Raw genomic sequence first — 14,615 nt, forward strand, 5'->3', positions numbered from 1 at the left:
AACCGGTTCATGGTCTGGAGAGTGCGATGGCGGGAGTGGATGTCCTCAGGATGATTCAGGAAAACGATGTCAAGTTCGTCGATCTGCGTTTCACCGATACCCGCGGCAAGGAGCAGCACGTCACGCTTCCCGCCCACGCGTTCGATGCGGACAAGCTGGAGGATGGTCATGCGTTCGACGGTTCCTCCATTGCGGGCTGGAAGGGCGTGCAGGCGTCCGACATGCTGCTGATCCCGGATCCCGAAACCGCCCACATGGACCCGTTCATGAACGAAGCCACGCTGCTCATGACGTGCGACGTGATCGAGCCCGCGGATGGCAAAGGCTACGACCGCGATCCCCGTTCGCTGGCCAAGCGCGGCGAAGCCTATCTCAAGTCGACCGGGATCGGCGATGTCGCCTATTTCGGCCCCGAGCCCGAATTCTTCATCTTCGATTCGGTGACGTGGCACGCGGATATGTCCGGGTGTTTCGTGAGGATCGAATCCGAGGAGGCCGCATGGAGCTCGGCGGAGAAATACGACGGCCGCAACACGGGGCATCGTCCCCCCGTGAAGGGCGGGTACTTCCCCGTCCCGCCGGTCGACTCCCTGCACGACATCCGCTCCGCGATGTGCCTGGCGCTGGAGGAAATGGGCGTGGAGGTGGAGGTGCATCACCACGAGGTGGCGACAGGAGGTCAGTGCGAGATCGGCACCAAGTACGGCAGCCTGGTGAGGCGTGCGGACTGGACCCAGGTATTCAAGTATGTCGTGCACAACGTCGCCCATTCCTACGGCAAGACGGCGACCTTCATGGCCAAGCCCATCGTCGGCGACAATGGATCGGGCATGCACGTGCACCAGTCGATCTGGAAGGCAGGGCAGAATCTTTTCTCCGGGAACGGCTATGCCGGGCTTTCCGAAATGGCGCTGTTCTATATCGGCGGCATCATCCGGCATGCCAAAGCCCTGAATGCCATCACCAACCCGGGGACCAATTCCTACAAGCGGCTGGTTCCGGGCTTCGAGGCGCCGATCAATCTCGCCTACTCGGTCAGCAACCGTTCCGCCGCGGTGCGCATTCCCCATGCCAGCAACCCCAGGGGGCGGCGTATCGAGGTGCGCTTTCCCGACCCCACCGCGAATCCCTACCTGGCGTTCACGGCACTGCTGATGGCCGGACTCGACGGCATCCAGAACAGGATCCATCCGGGAGATCCCATGGACAAGAATCTGTACGACCTGCCTCCCGAGGAAGCGCGGAATATTCCGAATCCATGCGCCTCCCTGGACGAGGCGCTCGATTGCCTCGACAGGGACAGGAATTTTCTCACGCATGGCGGGGTGTTTTCAAATGACATGATCGATGCCTACATAGAACTCAAGGCGGAGGAGGTCACGCGTTTTCGCATGACCACCCATCCGGTGGAATTCGACATGTACTACAGCCTGTAGAGAAGCTCATGACGGAACGGGAGCTGCGACCGAAGGGGATGATCCGATCCGGGGTCTGGATGGTTGCGGCCGTTCTCCTGGCCATGGCCGGGTGTGCGGAGAAGACTCCGGTGGATGGAACCGCAGCGGAGACATCCGTCAGGCTCGATGATGAGTTCACCTCCGAGAAGGAGATTCCCTCCATTCTGGAGGAGACGCTGACGGCGGAGGAAAAATCCGACCTGCTGAGCAAGATCATGCCGCCATCGCCCGATGAGGCCACACCCGAGGAAAAGTTCCTGAAGCTGAGAAGGGATGCGGATGCCGGAGACCCCGAGGCGCAGACCGGGCTGGGCGTGATGTACTACACGGGCGAGGCCATATCCAAGGATTCGTCCGGCAGGATCCTGAGCAATGATCCGGAAACCGCAGCAGCGTGGTTTCATCGCGCCGCCGAGCAGGGATATGCCGCCGCACAGTTCAATCTTGGGCTGATGTACGCGAACGGCGAAGGCGTACCGAAGGATTCCGTCAAGGCGGCAGACCTGTTTCGGCAGGCTGCTGAGCAGGGAAACGTCGATGCCCAGAACAATCTGGGCGTGATGTACTATGCCGGAGAAGGAATGCCGAGAGACGTCGCCAAGGCCGTGGAATGGTTCGAGAAGGCGGCGGCGAACGGAAACGCGGATGCCCAGGCCAACCTCGACGCCATGAAGTGAGAAGCCAGAGGCTGCTGGCGGATCTGCATCACGTCCTCTCGCATCACGTCCGGGCCCGGAATCCGCTCAGCCGGAGCGGAGAGGCGCTTCCCGGCTAGCCGCGGATCTTGCGGGTGAACCCGGTTTCCATCCATTTCTTGATGCGGTTGGCGTCGCCGATACGGGAGTTCTTGCCCACCGAGTCCAGCAGGACGATGATGATCGGCTTGCCGGTGATTTTCGCGTGCATCACCAGGCAGCGGCCGGCCTCGCTCAGGAAGCCCGTCTTGGATATGCCGATGTCCCAGGTTCCGCTGCGCACCAGGTTGTTGGAATTGATGAATTGCAGGCTGCGATCCTGATCGCCCAGCGTGACCGCATGGGCGGCAGTCGTCGTGAATTGCCGGATGGCATCGTAACTGTATGCGGCATCGACCAGCTTGGCCAGGTCGCGGGCGGTGGAGACGTTCGCGCTGTTCAGTCCGGTGGGTTCGACGAAGTAGCTGTTCCCCATGCCGAGCTCGAATGCCTTGTCATTCATGGCCGCGACGAACGCGGGCCGGCCGCCGGGATAGGCGCGCCCCAGCGCCGCAGCGGCACGGTTCTCCGAAGACATCAGCGCCAGGCGCAGCAGCTCGCGGCGGGTCAGGCTGGTGCCGACGTGCAGACGCGAGCGCGTATTCTTGAGCAGGTCGATGTCGGCAGTGTCTATCCTAATCCTTTCGTCGAGCGGCAGCTTGGCGTCCAGCACCACGATCGCCGTCATCAGCTTGGTGATGGAGGCGATCGGCAGTATCGTATCCGGATTCTTGGCATGAAGAACGCGGCCATGCTGCACGTCCATGATCAAGGCGGCCTGTGACTTGAGATGCAATCCTGCCGGCTGGGCGAGGGCGTCGCCGGTGGATGCGAGTAGACATGCCAGGAAAATTGAAGGGATGTGTATTTTCATGCCGCCTGCTGTTTTGTCTCGTTGGGGGTGGATGAGCCCATGTATGCCCGGGTCTGCTATTGGCGGGTAAGTTAGCAAATAATACGGACGAGGAAAAGAGCCTGGCCTGGATAATTTGGCGAGTTGCGCATGGAGTGTGCCATCAGTGCAACGCCAGCCGGTGGTTTTCCATCAATGCCCGGGATGCGCCTTCGAGCGGCAGGGGCCGGGAGAAATAGTAGCCCTGCATTTCATCACAGCCATTCTCTATCAGAAAATCCAGCTGATCCCTGGTTTCGACGCCTTCCGCGACGACCTTCAGCCCCAGGCTGTGCGCAAGCTTGATCATCGCCACCGTAATGGTCGCGTCGTCGGGATCGAAAGCGACGTCCCGGATGAATGCGCGGTCGATCTTGAGCACGTCGAGTGGAAAACGCTTGAGATAGGCCAGGCTCGAATAGCCCTTGCCGAAATCGTCTATCGAGACCCTGACCCCGAAGGTCTTCAGGACCTGCAGGGCATGGATCGCTGCTTCGGCTTCTTTCATCAGCATCGATTCGGTCAATTCGAACTCGAGCAGCGCGGGATCGATTCCGGTCGCCCTGAGCGTTCTTTCGATCACGAAGCCCAGATTCCTCTGCTGGAACTGTCGTGCCGAGAGATTGACCGAGATGGGATGGGGCATCAGGCCCTGGCTCTTCCACCTCATGATCTGCTTGCAGGCTGCCAGAACGATCCATTCGCCCACCGAGACGATCAATCCGGTGTCCTCCAGTATCGAGATGAACTGGAGGGGTGGCATCAGACCCAGCGCCGGGTGCTGCCAGCGCAGCAGGGCCTCGAAGCCGGTGATGCTGCCGTTCGCCAGGCTGGCCCTGGGTTGGTAGTACAGTACGAATTCATCCCGCGCCAGCGCACCGCGCAACTGGGTTTCCAGCTTCAGGCGTGCCACGGCGCGCTCGTTCATCTGCGGCAGATAGAACCGATAGATCGCAGGGCCGTTTTCCTTGGCCTGAAACATCGCGGCATCGGCATTCCGGAGCAGCCCGTCCACGTCCGTGCAGTCGCTGGGATAGACGCTGATGCCCAGGCTGGCGGAAATATAGATCTCCTCGCCTTCCAGTTCGCACGGCACGGACAGGGCCGCGATCACCTTCTCGGCCACCAGGGTGGCATCCTTGGCCTGCGCCATGCCGGAAAGGATGAATGCGAATTCATCTCCCCCCACGCGCGCAACGGTATCACCGGAGCGCACGCACTGCTGCAGGCGCTGAGCGACCTGCACCAGGAGCTTGTCGCCGTTGCCGCGTCCCATGGCGTCGTTGACGATCCTGAAATGGTCGAGATCGGCGAATACCACGCCGACTTTCGCCTGCCGGTGCTTTGCCAGTGCCATCGCCTGTCCGAGCCGGTCGATGAACAGACGCCGGTTGGGCAGTCCCGTCAGGGCATCGAACCGGGACGGATAGCTCAGTTTTTCATCGGCCTGCCTGCGATGGATCGTGGCGACGAGTACCTTGACAAGAGTTTGCAGGAAGCGGGCCGCAGCAGAATTGAAACTGCCCGCGTCACGGGAAAAGACGCTGAGGACGCCGGTCAGGCCGTCGATCCCCAGGATGGGAACGCTGACACCGCTGCGTATGCCATGGATTCGGAGAAGCTCCGAGGGAGCGAAGCGCGTGTCCATGAGGAAATCCGCGACGATGACGGGTTCATGGCTCATCAGCACATGTCTGTTCTGCGTGTTTTCGCCAACACCGCATATGTGGCGACCGATCCACCCATCCTGCCAGCCGACGCCCGCCTTGAGCGTCAGTGCGTGGTCGTGCGGCGATGTCAGGAGGATCTTGCCATGGGAGGCTTCCAGCGTACGGGACGCGGTTCCCACCACCGCGTCCCACAGCGTGTCCACCGCTTCATCATCGAGCGCCTGCTGCTCGAGTGCGGCAATGGCCTCCTGCTGCCTTGCATGCTGCCGGTTGGTGAGCGCTCCCTTTTCGTGCCCGGTAGTATTGTCCACAATATCGTTATTACCTTGTCGTCCATATTTTCATGCTGCCGCAGCCGGATATGCCGCCTCTGCGCGCAGCCTGCTCCATCGCCGAATCGTCGTCCACGTCAAGCTTGCAAGACCATTTTGCGATATCCTCGTCATCCTGCGCAGCGGCACGGATGCCTGGAGATTTGAAAGGTAGAGCTTGACAAGGTTTCGTGGCAATGTCAATGGGGAGTACGGGAAGGCGGCACCGCCGCGCCGGGCGGATGCGGTCACGCACCGGCACATCTCGCCGCGGGCGGGTCCGCCACCGCACTCGGGATTATGGGATCATGAGGCTCTTGAAACAGGAGTCATGGGCAGCTTGCAGGATTTGCGCATGGCCCGGCAAGTGTGACCAGGACAGGCTGCATCCCGAGGAGGGCGGATTTCCGTATCGGCAATCCGCCGGTCCGGCACGCATCGGCATGGAAGGGGGTCGGGCGGGGGCGGAGTCGGTCATTTAAGCCCGCGCCGACGCATTAGTGACAGGGGGCAGGCTCTGCCCCGTTTGGAGACGTGTATGCAGGAACTACAGGCAGCCTGGATCGCCCTGAAGCTGGGCGGAATGATCATTGTGCCGCTGTCCGTGCTGGCGGTCGCGGCGCTTGCCATCATGCTGGAAAAGGCCTTTGTCTACTGGCGGTATGCGCGCCTGTCGCATGATCTTCTGAATCTGGTCGAGACCTATGGTTTTGCCTGGGCCGATCTCGAGAAGATACTTTCCGGGCTGGATGAGCGCCACTATTACAAGAGATTCTTCGAGGTCGTGATCAGCAACAGGCATCGTCCGTCATGGTGGACCGAATCGCGTGCGGCTGACGAAGCCCAGTTGATCGAAACCGCGCTCGCCAAGCGCCTGTGGGTGCTGGAGACGATCGTCACCGCGGCGCCGCTGCTGGGACTGGTGGGAACGGTGATCGGCATGATGCGTGCATTCCAGGTCATCGGGAGCGACGGCGTCGTCAATCCCACCGCGGTGACGGGAGGGGTGGCCGAGGCGCTCATCGCAACCGTCGTGGGCCTGGTGATCGCCCTGATCGCCCTGTTCGGCTTCAACTATTTTTCCCGCCTGCAGTCCCAGACGATGGACGAGATGGAGCGGCTGGGCACGCGCCTGATCGACCACATCCGCCTGGATCAGGAGGGGCGATAGCGATGAAGCTGCGCAAATCCAGGGAGTTTCGCAAGGGACGCATCGAGATCATTCCGATGATCGACGTCATGTTCTTCCTGCTGGCCACGTTCATCCTGGCCTCCTTGTCCATGCAGAATCTCGATTCCCTCGAGGTGAACCTTCCCCAGGGCGAAGCCGAGAAACTCAGCGCGAAAACACCCGCGACCCTGACGGTGACCCGGGACGGCCAGATTCACATCAACCGCACGCCCGTCACGCTGGATACCCTGGCCGACACGCTGAAGCCGCTGCTTCCGGAATCGGAGCAGAAGCTGATCGTGTCTGCCGACAGCGATGCGCCGCAGGGTATCGTGGTACAGGCGATGCTGCGCGCCCGTACCACCGGAGTGCAGCATTTCCTGATCGCGGTGAAGCACGAGTAGCGTGCCCGGCATGCGGTATTCCAGGCCGAAGGAGATTCGACTCTGGTGGCCGTTTCCGTTGGCGGCCCTGCTGTGGCTGGTCGCCGTCTGGATCGCCGGATTCTTCCTGACGCCTCCGCAGGAAAAAATTGAGAGCCCGCCCGTCCAGGCGAGCTTCATCGAGCTGCCGGAAGAAAAGAAGGCGGAACATCCGGTGGTCACGCCACGCCAGGAGCCCAAAACCCAACCCCGGTCCCGGCCTCGCCTGGGTGAGGCCAGAGGCAAATCCGTCCCGCGCGACAGGAGCACGGCGAAGCAGGGTGCAAATCACCGCACGCCGGCGCCACGCCCGCAACCCCCCAAGGATCTTGCGGATTACATGAAGGAAAACAGGGAGCGCCGCACCGCCGGGGGGATATTCGAGGATGAGCCCGACGAACCCAAGAACCTCGAGCCGGAAGCCACCGAGGAGGAGCTCAGGATGGCCAACGTCAAGCGCAACCTGCGTGAGCCCGGCACGAGCGGGATCTTCACCATGACCCGGATGGGCGTCCGCTCCGCCCAGTTCATCTTCCAGGCATGGCGAATGGACAGCAGTCTGCCGCGGCGTGAACTGGTCGAGGTTGTCGCCGGGCCGGATGGCGACATCCAGCGCGCCGTGGTGCGGAAGATGATCGAACTGATACGCCAGTACCACAAGGAGGATTTCAACTGGGAATCATACCGGCTCAATCGCGTGGTCACCCTGTCTGCGCGCATGGAGGATACCCGGGGGTTGGAGGATTTTCTGATACGCGAGTTTTTCTAGCCGCCCCGGGCGCGTGCCGGGCTCAGCCGCCCGCGGCGGCACCGCCGCCCTTGAGATGTCTGTCCAGAAACGCCAGTATCCGGCGGTTGGCCTCGATCTGGTTCTTTTTTTTCGTGAAGCCGTGACCCTCGTCGTCGAACACGAGGTATTCCACCGGAACACCATGCTGCCTGACGGCTTCCACAATGCCGTCGCTTTCCGCCTTGGTGACCCGGGGATCGTTGACACCCTGAATGACCATCAGCGGTCTGCGTATCTCCCTGGCATGAAACAGCGGCGAGGTGGCGACGAGCCTGTCGATGTCGTGCACGGGGTCGCCGATCTCGGCATAGATGGCCTTGCGCACCGATTCCCAGTAGGGCGGGATGCTTTCCAGGGTCCGCAGCCAGTTGCTGACACCGAAGATGTCCACCCCCACCTTGAAGACTTCGGGCCGGAAGGCCAGCGCCGCCAGCACCATGTAGCCGCCGTAGCTCGCGCCCATGATGCCGATGCGTTCATGGTCGACGTGGCCGAGGCTGGCCAGCCAGGTCCTGGCTTCGACGCAGTCCCACAGCGGTTCACGTCCATGCCTGCGGTTGGCGGCGGCAAAAAAGGTCTTGCCGTATCCGGAGCTGCCGCGATTGTTGATCCCGAGCACGGCGTAGCCATGGTTCGCAAGGTATTGGAACTGGGCGTTGTAGCCACGCATGGTCTGGCCGCCCGGCCCGCCGTGGACGTAGACGATGGCGGGCACCTTGTCCCGGGCCGAGGCTTGGAGGGGCCTGTAGTAGATGGAGGGGATTACCGTGCCATCGAACGATCGGAAGCGCACCACCTCGGCCTCCACCAGATCCGCCGTGTCGATGTCCGGACCGAGATTCCGGGTGAGCCGCCGGGCAGGTGGCCTTTCGGATGGATTTCTTCCGCCGCTCCGCTCCGCTCGCAGCTCATGCACGAACAGGTCGTCGGGTGCGCGGTCGCTGTTCAGGTAGAAGGCCATGCGGGTGCCGCTCGCGGAAAAGGCGACGCCGCGGATTTCTCCAGCCGGGAGGCGTGGAACGCGCACCGGCTTTTCCCTGTCGCCGTCGACCTCCACGATGCGGACCGCGATGCGGCCGTCGCGATTGATTCCCGTCACCCGGAAGCGGCCGTCCCGGGAGTAGCTGGTGTAGGCTACGTCCCAGTCGGCGCGCTCGTGCTCGCGGATGTCGCCTGTCTCCAGGTGGAGGCTGCACAGGCGCTTGAATTCACCGGTCTCGTTGGTCAGGAAGAGCAGCTTCCGGGAGGCCGGATCGAAGGTTTCCGCTCGAAAGCCGACCGGGGTGGCATGCGGGGTCAGGTGCCTGAGCGTCCCCCGGACGACGTCGAACAGATAGATGTCGCCATCGGAGGGCGTGTGGTTCCTGTTCAGGGCCACCCAGCGTTCGTCGCGACTGATCGGCCCCAGGTCGAATCCATGCTCGTTCCTGTAGAACAGGATGCGCTCGCAGGTGCGCGCATCATAGCGGTAGATATCGAAAAACCGCGGGTCGCGCTCGTTGCTGGATACGAAGAAGGCGCTGCCGTCGGCGCGCCATCCCATGAACTGGGCCTTGTGACCGCTTCCGGGGGTCAGGTCGGTTTCGACGCCTCCGGGAGCCAGCAGATACAGATGGAAGTGCTCGTCGCCGCCACGATCCCGCGTGAAGAGTATCCGGTCGTCGGTCGGAAAGAAGCTGACGGAGAACGTGCTGTCGAGCGTCGACCGGGTCAGCGGCTGGGGGTCGCCGCCGTCGAACGGCAAGGCGTAGACGTTGAAGATGCCCGAGGCGTTGCTGCTGAAGAGGATGCGACGCTCATCCATGCTGAACGACGCGCCCAGCATGGAGGTCGTCGCCATGAACTGTTCAATGGTATAGCGTCTGGGCACGCGAAAGGATGGAATATGGAAACCGGCACGGCATCGCTCCAGCGCGATGGGCGCAACGGGGGGAGGGCCTGATCCCCGGGTTCTCCGCTATCCGCGGCAGGAAAGCCCGAGGATCGATACCGATGCGATGGAATAGGGATAGGCGGGATGCGGCATGCTGCCTATCCGTATCCCCGCTGCCTAGTGCTCGTTCTCGTCTTCGTCGTCATCCTTGATTTCAGGACAGACGTGCTTGCCGTTGGTGCTCTGATCCCTGACGATCTCTCCGGCCTTCTTGTCCTTGCAGGCCATCCTGTTCAGGATCTCCCGCGGGCTTGCGTCCGGCTTTCTGTTGGGATCGACTTCGCCTCCCGCCGCCATGGCGGACATGGAGCCCAGCGTAAGCATGATAGCGCCGATAATGGCGGACAGCTTCTTCATCATTTATGACTTCTCCTATTTAAAAGACATCGATTGAAACCGGTCGTTCTTGTCTTGTAGTGTCGTGGTGTCGATCTTGCCCCCGTATCCGGTATCGACGGGCGGAAATGTCGGGAAGGCACGTCCCTGAACCCGGAACGAATAGCCAATATACCCCAGTCCACTCGCAAATGACGCGCGACCGCTCCTTCGATCCGGGCAGGGCTGCCTTTTCCTTGTCTCGCTGTCCAGGTCGAGGTGGCGATACGTTGCGGCACCTTGCCCGATCAGGATCCCACCCTTGACCAATTTTACCGTATTTATTCTTTCTACGGGGTGGCCAGATCCGAAAAATGGGATCGAATCGGCTCATAATTCCACGGTCGTGATATTGGGGCAGTGATCGCTGGTGGGGATGGCCTGCGCGCTCGCCTGTGTCGTCGCGATCCTGCGTACTGCGGGCGGATGCGTCTGCGATCCCCAGAGGACCGCGCTGATGACGATGTGATCCAGGCCGGCGGTGCGGCCACACTCCCTGGCGGAGGATGTCGGCGGTATCGGCCGCATGCCGGGGAGCCCGTCCGCCAGCCTGCGCCAGAAGGAATTTTCGGGGGCGGCGCCCGCCGCCAGTTCCTCGTCTATGCGGCGGTTGAAATCGCCGAGCAGGACGAATCGGGGGCTGCTCCGGGCCACGCCTCCGATCCATGCCCTCAGGACGGGTATCTGGCGTCCGAGCGCCCCGCAGGCGGAGTCGCGCTCGTCCCATGGCGGGTCGCCGCGCGCCCCCGCCGTGGGGTGGGCGCAACCGGCCTTGAGATGGATGTTGAGGAAGGTCACCGGTGCGCCGCCGATGGTCAGCCGCAGGGCCAGTCCCGGCCGGGTGCGGTAGCCGTGGGAGGCATCCTGGCGCGGGGGTGCCGGAGATGCGATGGCCAGTTCCGGATTGGGGGTGCAGTCATTTGCGCCGGAGTCTGGCGAAAGCGATCTCTCCCAGGCGAATCCCACCGTCTGGAAGGCTTCGTGGGATGCGACACAGGCATTGAAGCGGCTGGCGAAATCGCCCAGCACGTAGTCGATGACCGCCTGCGACCGGATTTCCTGGAAGGCGATGACCCGGACACCCTCGTCGCGGATCAGGCCTTCCACGGTGGCGCGCAGTCCTTCCAGCTTGAGCCGGTAGTTTCGGGCCGCTTCGGGCAGGCTGAGATATCTGCGGATGCCGTACGCGCCGCACGGAGCAGCCGAGATCATCGCCTCGAAACCGCCCGCTGCCGCCAGGGTTGCCTCGCGGCAGCGTTCGGTCCGCGCATCCTGCGGAGAGACCGGATGCGTCGCCGAGGAGGCGCGGCTGCGGGTGCCGCATCCATTCACCTCCGGTGCGCTGCAGATTTCCGCGTGCCGCCTGAAGTCGTCGAGGGTTCCCGCCCATGCCATGTTGAAGGTGGCGATGCCGACCGGCGCCGTTTCCCGTGCCAGCCCCACCGCCGGAAGGCCGGACAGCAGCGCCAGCATGGGGAGCAGACGGCGGAAGCGAGGAGGGGGCGGGCTATGCGGCAACGGCGGATGCTCAGGGACGGGGACGCCCTGCGTCCCTGCACCGGATCTCCCACGACAGGATTTTTTCCGGCGGTCCTTCCCCCAGGGGATCCAGGGTGACGGGCGTCTGCTCGTCCACGAGCGTATATCCCGAGGGACAGAGTTCGTCGGCACCCTGAGTCAAGGTCCGCACCGCCCAGTCGCGGCTGGACTGGCAGGGCCTGAAGCTGGTGCGCAGGACGTGGCGGGTGGTGCCGTCAGCCAGCCGGGTCGAGGTATGCTCATAGGGGGGCGTACCCGCGCAGCCAGCCAGCAGGAGCAGGGCGAGGCCCGCAACGACGGCGATGTTTCTCATTAATGCTTTCCTCACTCGAGCGAAAATTCCAGGGGTATCCGGGTGCGCGCCATGACCGGCCTGCCGCCGCGCAGGGGCGGTTCGAAGCGCCAGCGCGACAGCGCCGTGAGCGCGGCCCAGCCCAGCTCCGGGTTGGCGGCTTCCACCAGCCGCGGGAGCTGCACGGCGCCGTCTTCGTCGATGTAGAATTCGGCCAGGACGGTTCCGGTGATGCCCTTGCGCCTCAGGTGGTAGGGGTAGGCGGGATGCGGCGCATAGAGCGCCCGGGGCGGATGGTCCAGCGCGGAGAGGGCGTGGATGTCCGATCGTTTGTCCGCACTCTTCATCCGGGCGTACGCTTCGAGGATGACTTCCGTATCCCGGTGGCTGCGATTGAATCTATGTTCCTTGGCCAGGATTGCCCAGGTAGGGCGGCCTTCCTTCGTGGCAGGAGCGAATGTCCAGGAAGCCATCATCGCCTGGGCCGCCAGGCCGAATTCCGGATGGGTCGCCTGGAGTACTTTCGTTTCCCGTATCGCCCCTTCCGGATCGATCAGGACAGATACCCTGGCGGAGCCCGAGATTCCCTGGTCCAGCAGATCGAAGGGATAGACAGCCAGCGCCACCATCTTGATGACAGGAGGCGTGTCGTACTGGAATTCCGGGGGTAGCGTTTTCATGCTGCCGGACAGGACAAACGGGGCCGTTTCATCCTCATGATCACCGTAGTCCAGATGGAATCTGAACGGCTGATATACCTCCAATGTCACGGGCTTGCCCGCAACTGTCAACAAGGGCTTGAAGCGCCATCCCAGCACATCCTTCACCACGCTCTGCTCCAATGCAGGATGCACGGACTCCATGATGACGGGATTGCGCACCTCTCCTTCGCGCGTGACCCGGAATTTGACCATTACTTTGCCGCCATTCCTGGTTTGCAGGCTCCTGGGATATTCCGACACTTTTTGAGAGATTGCCTCGACCTTGCCGAGATCGTCCCGTGCCGGGAGCAGCGAAGGGGGCGAGGGCTGATTCGGTAGTGGGTCGGGTAGACTCGATCCCTTCAGGCCTGTACGGGCTTCGACATCCGCAGCGGCCTGCTCCCGATGAGCGGCTCTGTACAGTCCGGCCAGATTTCTGGCGATCCGCGCGGTGAGCGGCCAGTTCGTGCCCTTCATTTTTTCCAGAAGTTCCAAGGCGCGCACAAAAGCCTGCTCAGCCTGCCGATCGTTGCCCTGGAAACGGCGCAATTCTCCCAGACGGTTCAAGCTCATGGCAAGCATGAGAGGATTGGTGGCCGGTGTTTTTTCACCGAGCGCCAGTGAGCGCTGGATCAGTGCTTCCGCCTTCACAGGCTGGCCGGTGGTGATGTGTGTCCTGGCAAGATTCTCCAGAATCACGGTCAGCGACGGATCGGTATCCAGGGGAGACGCTTCGATCAGTGCCAGCGCTTCCTCGTACAGTGGTTGTGCCTGCGCGGGACGGCCCTGGATGTCATGCGATGCGGCCAGATTGTTCAGGCTCGTGGCCATGCCCAGGCGATCGTGCCCGAAATGGCGGGATTTTTCCCTCCGTATCGCCAGGGCACGCCGCGTCAAGAATTCTCCTTCCTCATGCGCATCCTGTTCGATACGAACCACTCCCAGATTCTCGAGGATCATGGCGATGGCGGGATGATCCGGGCCATAGACACGCTCGCCGATCGCCAGGGCGCGCCGCAGCAATGCCTCGGCCTCCTGCTGGCGTCCGCGCGTCCAATGGATCATGGCAACGTCGGCCAGGCCCAGCACCACGTCGCGGTGATCCGTGCCGTACGCCGCTTCCCGGATTTCCAGTGCGCGCTCCCGCAGCGGCAGGGCCTGCACATACCATCCCTGAACCGTGAGCGCCTTGGCGAGATGGTCGAGCATGTCGGCGGTGCCGGGGTGGAACGCCCCGTGGCGCTGCTCGACCGCCGCCAACGCCCGTCTGGCCGCGGTCTCGGCCTCGCTGAAGCGCCGCTCGCCGTACAGTTCGTCGAACTCCTCGCTATAGGCCTGGATTTCGCTCTCGTTCTGCTGCGCCCGCAGCGGCGAGGCGGCAATCAAGGCGGCCAGTGCCAGGAGAGCCAGGACGGGTCTCGTGCGGCGCTTCGCACGGTTGTTGTTGTATCGATCCATGGAATGCGCGTATCGTCCGGGGACCGCCGCAGCCGTCGAGAGCCGCCATGCATCCGCAGGTTGGAACGGATGGACACCTCGATCGCGGACGGGATTCGACCCTATTTTATACTTCAGTTGCATCCCGTGGAAGGGATGGAAGAAAGGAGCGTTCGACATGAGCCTTGAGCAGTGGTCCGCAGTAGACGAGTATTTTTCAGCGATGCTGATCCCCTCCGACCCCGTGCTGGACGCGGTGCTGGACAGCTGTGTCCGGGCTGCCCTGCCGCCGATCGGCGTGGCGCCGAACCAGGGCAAGCTATTGTATCTGCTGGCACGCATCCGCGGGGCTGGACGCATCCTGGAGATCGGCACCCTGGGCGGATACAGCACCATCTGGTTGGCGAGGGCGCTTGCACCCGGCGGGAAGCTGGTGTCGCTGGAGGTGAGTGCCACGCATGCGCAGGTCGCGCGGGAAAACGTCGAGGCCGCCGGCCTGTCGGATGCGGTCTCGATCATGGTCGGCAGGGCCACCGACACGCTCGCCCGCCTGGCGGCCGAAGGCGTCGAGCCGTTCGACCTGGTGTTCATCGACGCGGACAAGGAAAACAATCCGGTGTACCTCAAGGCTGCGCTCAGGTTCACCCGTCCGGGATCCCTGATCGTCTGCGACAACGTCGTGCGCAACGGGCGGGTGCTGGATGCGGGCAGCGATGACGCGGATGTTGCGGGCACCCGCCGCTACTTCGAACTGCTCGCCGAGCAGCCGCGGCTGATTTCGACCGCGATCCAGACGGTGGGGGTGAAGGGCTGGGACGGCCTCTCCATCTCACTCGTCGAGGGCGGATGACGTGTCCCCCGTCGGTCGCGACCCGGCGTGCCTGAGCGGAT

13 protein-coding genes are annotated in these 14,615 nt (G+C 62.9%); 6 read left to right on the forward strand and 7 right to left on the reverse strand.

The genetic code is table 11. From position 1 onward, the window contains the following. Positions 1-26 precede the first annotated feature (26 nt). Both glnA and BT108_RS03545 read left to right on the forward strand, forming a co-directional pair. The gene (gene glnA / locus BT108_RS03540; protein WP_072293179.1) at positions 27-1,436 is read left to right on the forward strand and encodes a type I glutamate--ammonia ligase; all 1,410 of its coding nucleotides are present in this window, start codon (positions 27-29) and stop codon (positions 1,434-1,436) included. A 59-nt stretch (positions 1,437-1,495) separates the two neighbouring features. Then, entirely contained in the window at positions 1,496-2,134 is a 639-nt protein-coding gene (locus BT108_RS03545) for a tetratricopeptide repeat protein (RefSeq protein WP_255369596.1), read from the forward strand. A 94-nt stretch (positions 2,135-2,228) separates the two neighbouring features. Here the strand turns inward: BT108_RS03545 and pbpG are convergent, their stop codons facing one another. Both pbpG and BT108_RS03555 read right to left on the reverse strand, forming a co-directional pair. Beyond that, positions 2,229-3,065: a D-alanyl-D-alanine endopeptidase gene (pbpG, locus tag BT108_RS03550; RefSeq protein WP_072293181.1), complete on the reverse strand. Its 837-nt coding sequence runs from the start codon at positions 3,063-3,065 to the stop codon at positions 2,229-2,231. A 142-nt stretch (positions 3,066-3,207) separates the two neighbouring features. After that, on the reverse strand, positions 3,208-5,064 hold the full coding sequence (locus BT108_RS03555) for a putative bifunctional diguanylate cyclase/phosphodiesterase (protein WP_072293182.1): 1,857 nt from the start codon (positions 5,062-5,064) through the stop codon (positions 3,208-3,210). A 538-nt stretch (positions 5,065-5,602) separates the two neighbouring features. Between BT108_RS03555 and BT108_RS03560 the strand changes: the two genes are divergently transcribed. Genes BT108_RS03560 through BT108_RS03570 form a run of 3 tightly spaced genes read left to right on the forward strand, consistent with a single transcriptional unit; the run spans position 5,603 to position 7,426 of the window. Then, on the forward strand, positions 5,603-6,235 hold the full coding sequence (locus tag BT108_RS03560; RefSeq protein WP_072293183.1) for a MotA/TolQ/ExbB proton channel family protein: 633 nt from the start codon (positions 5,603-5,605) through the stop codon (positions 6,233-6,235). 2 nt (positions 6,236-6,237) lie between these two features. After that, a complete protein-coding gene (locus BT108_RS03565) occupies positions 6,238-6,639 on the forward strand; it encodes an ExbD/TolR family protein (protein ID WP_072293184.1) in 402 nt (133 codons plus the stop codon). 10 nt (positions 6,640-6,649) lie between these two features. Further along, the gene (locus BT108_RS03570) at positions 6,650-7,426 is read left to right on the forward strand and encodes a hypothetical protein (RefSeq protein ID WP_072293185.1); all 777 of its coding nucleotides are present in this window, start codon (positions 6,650-6,652) and stop codon (positions 7,424-7,426) included. 22 nt (positions 7,427-7,448) lie between these two features. Here the strand turns inward: BT108_RS03570 and BT108_RS03575 are convergent, their stop codons facing one another. The 5 genes from BT108_RS03575 to BT108_RS03595 all read right to left on the reverse strand — a co-directional run bounded on the left by BT108_RS03575 (position 7,449) and on the right by BT108_RS03595 (position 13,745). After that, positions 7,449-9,287: a S9 family peptidase gene (locus BT108_RS03575; protein ID WP_072293186.1), complete on the reverse strand. Its 1,839-nt coding sequence runs from the start codon at positions 9,285-9,287 to the stop codon at positions 7,449-7,451. 210 nt (positions 9,288-9,497) lie between these two features. Further along, the gene (locus tag BT108_RS03580; RefSeq protein ID WP_072293187.1) at positions 9,498-9,740 is read right to left on the reverse strand and encodes a hypothetical protein; all 243 of its coding nucleotides are present in this window, start codon (positions 9,738-9,740) and stop codon (positions 9,498-9,500) included. Positions 9,741-10,085: 345 nt separating this feature from the next. Further along, positions 10,086-11,273 carry an exonuclease/endonuclease/phosphatase family protein gene (locus tag BT108_RS03585; protein WP_143142384.1) on the reverse strand — a complete coding sequence of 396 codons (1,188 nt, stop codon included), beginning with the start codon at positions 11,271-11,273 and terminating at the stop codon, positions 10,086-10,088. A 10-nt stretch (positions 11,274-11,283) separates the two neighbouring features. Beyond that, positions 11,284-11,607 carry a hypothetical protein gene (locus tag BT108_RS03590; RefSeq protein WP_072293189.1) on the reverse strand — a complete coding sequence of 108 codons (324 nt, stop codon included), beginning with the start codon at positions 11,605-11,607 and terminating at the stop codon, positions 11,284-11,286. An 11-nt stretch (positions 11,608-11,618) separates the two neighbouring features. Continuing rightward, entirely contained in the window at positions 11,619-13,745 is a 2,127-nt protein-coding gene (locus tag BT108_RS03595) for a TonB family protein (protein WP_072293190.1), read from the reverse strand. Positions 13,746-13,902: 157 nt separating this feature from the next. Between BT108_RS03595 and BT108_RS03600 the strand changes: the two genes are divergently transcribed. Further along, positions 13,903-14,574: an O-methyltransferase gene (locus tag BT108_RS03600; RefSeq protein WP_072293191.1), complete on the forward strand. Its 672-nt coding sequence runs from the start codon at positions 13,903-13,905 to the stop codon at positions 14,572-14,574. The last annotated feature ends 41 nt before the right edge of the window (positions 14,575-14,615 follow it).

The organism is Nitrosovibrio sp. Nv17 (assembly GCF_900119085.1).
GTDB lineage: Bacteria > Pseudomonadota > Gammaproteobacteria > Burkholderiales > Nitrosomonadaceae > Nitrosospira.

Excerpts from the sequence above, each read along its gene's own strand:
- glnA (WP_072293179.1), top strand. The coding sequence starts at position 27 with ATGGCGGGAGTGGATGTCCTCAGGATGATTCAGGAAAACGATGTCAAG.
- BT108_RS03545 (WP_255369596.1), top strand. The coding sequence starts at position 1,496 with ATGGTTGCGGCCGTTCTCCTGGCCATGGCCGGGTGTGCGGAGAAGACT.
- pbpG (WP_072293181.1), bottom strand. The coding sequence starts at position 3,065 with ATGAAAATACACATCCCTTCAATTTTCCTGGCATGTCTACTCGCATCC.
- BT108_RS03560 (WP_072293183.1), top strand. The coding sequence starts at position 5,603 with ATGCAGGAACTACAGGCAGCCTGGATCGCCCTGAAGCTGGGCGGAATG.
- BT108_RS03565 (WP_072293184.1), top strand. The coding sequence starts at position 6,238 with ATGAAGCTGCGCAAATCCAGGGAGTTTCGCAAGGGACGCATCGAGATC.
- BT108_RS03570 (WP_072293185.1), top strand. The coding sequence starts at position 6,650 with ATGCGGTATTCCAGGCCGAAGGAGATTCGACTCTGGTGGCCGTTTCCG.
- BT108_RS03575 (WP_072293186.1), bottom strand. The coding sequence starts at position 9,287 with ATGGCGACGACCTCCATGCTGGGCGCGTCGTTCAGCATGGATGAGCGT.
- BT108_RS03580 (WP_072293187.1), bottom strand. The coding sequence starts at position 9,740 with ATGATGAAGAAGCTGTCCGCCATTATCGGCGCTATCATGCTTACGCTG.
- BT108_RS03590 (WP_072293189.1), bottom strand. The coding sequence starts at position 11,607 with ATGAGAAACATCGCCGTCGTTGCGGGCCTCGCCCTGCTCCTGCTGGCT.
- BT108_RS03595 (WP_072293190.1), bottom strand. The coding sequence starts at position 13,745 with ATGGATCGATACAACAACAACCGTGCGAAGCGCCGCACGAGACCCGTC.
- BT108_RS03600 (WP_072293191.1), top strand. The coding sequence starts at position 13,903 with ATGAGCCTTGAGCAGTGGTCCGCAGTAGACGAGTATTTTTCAGCGATG.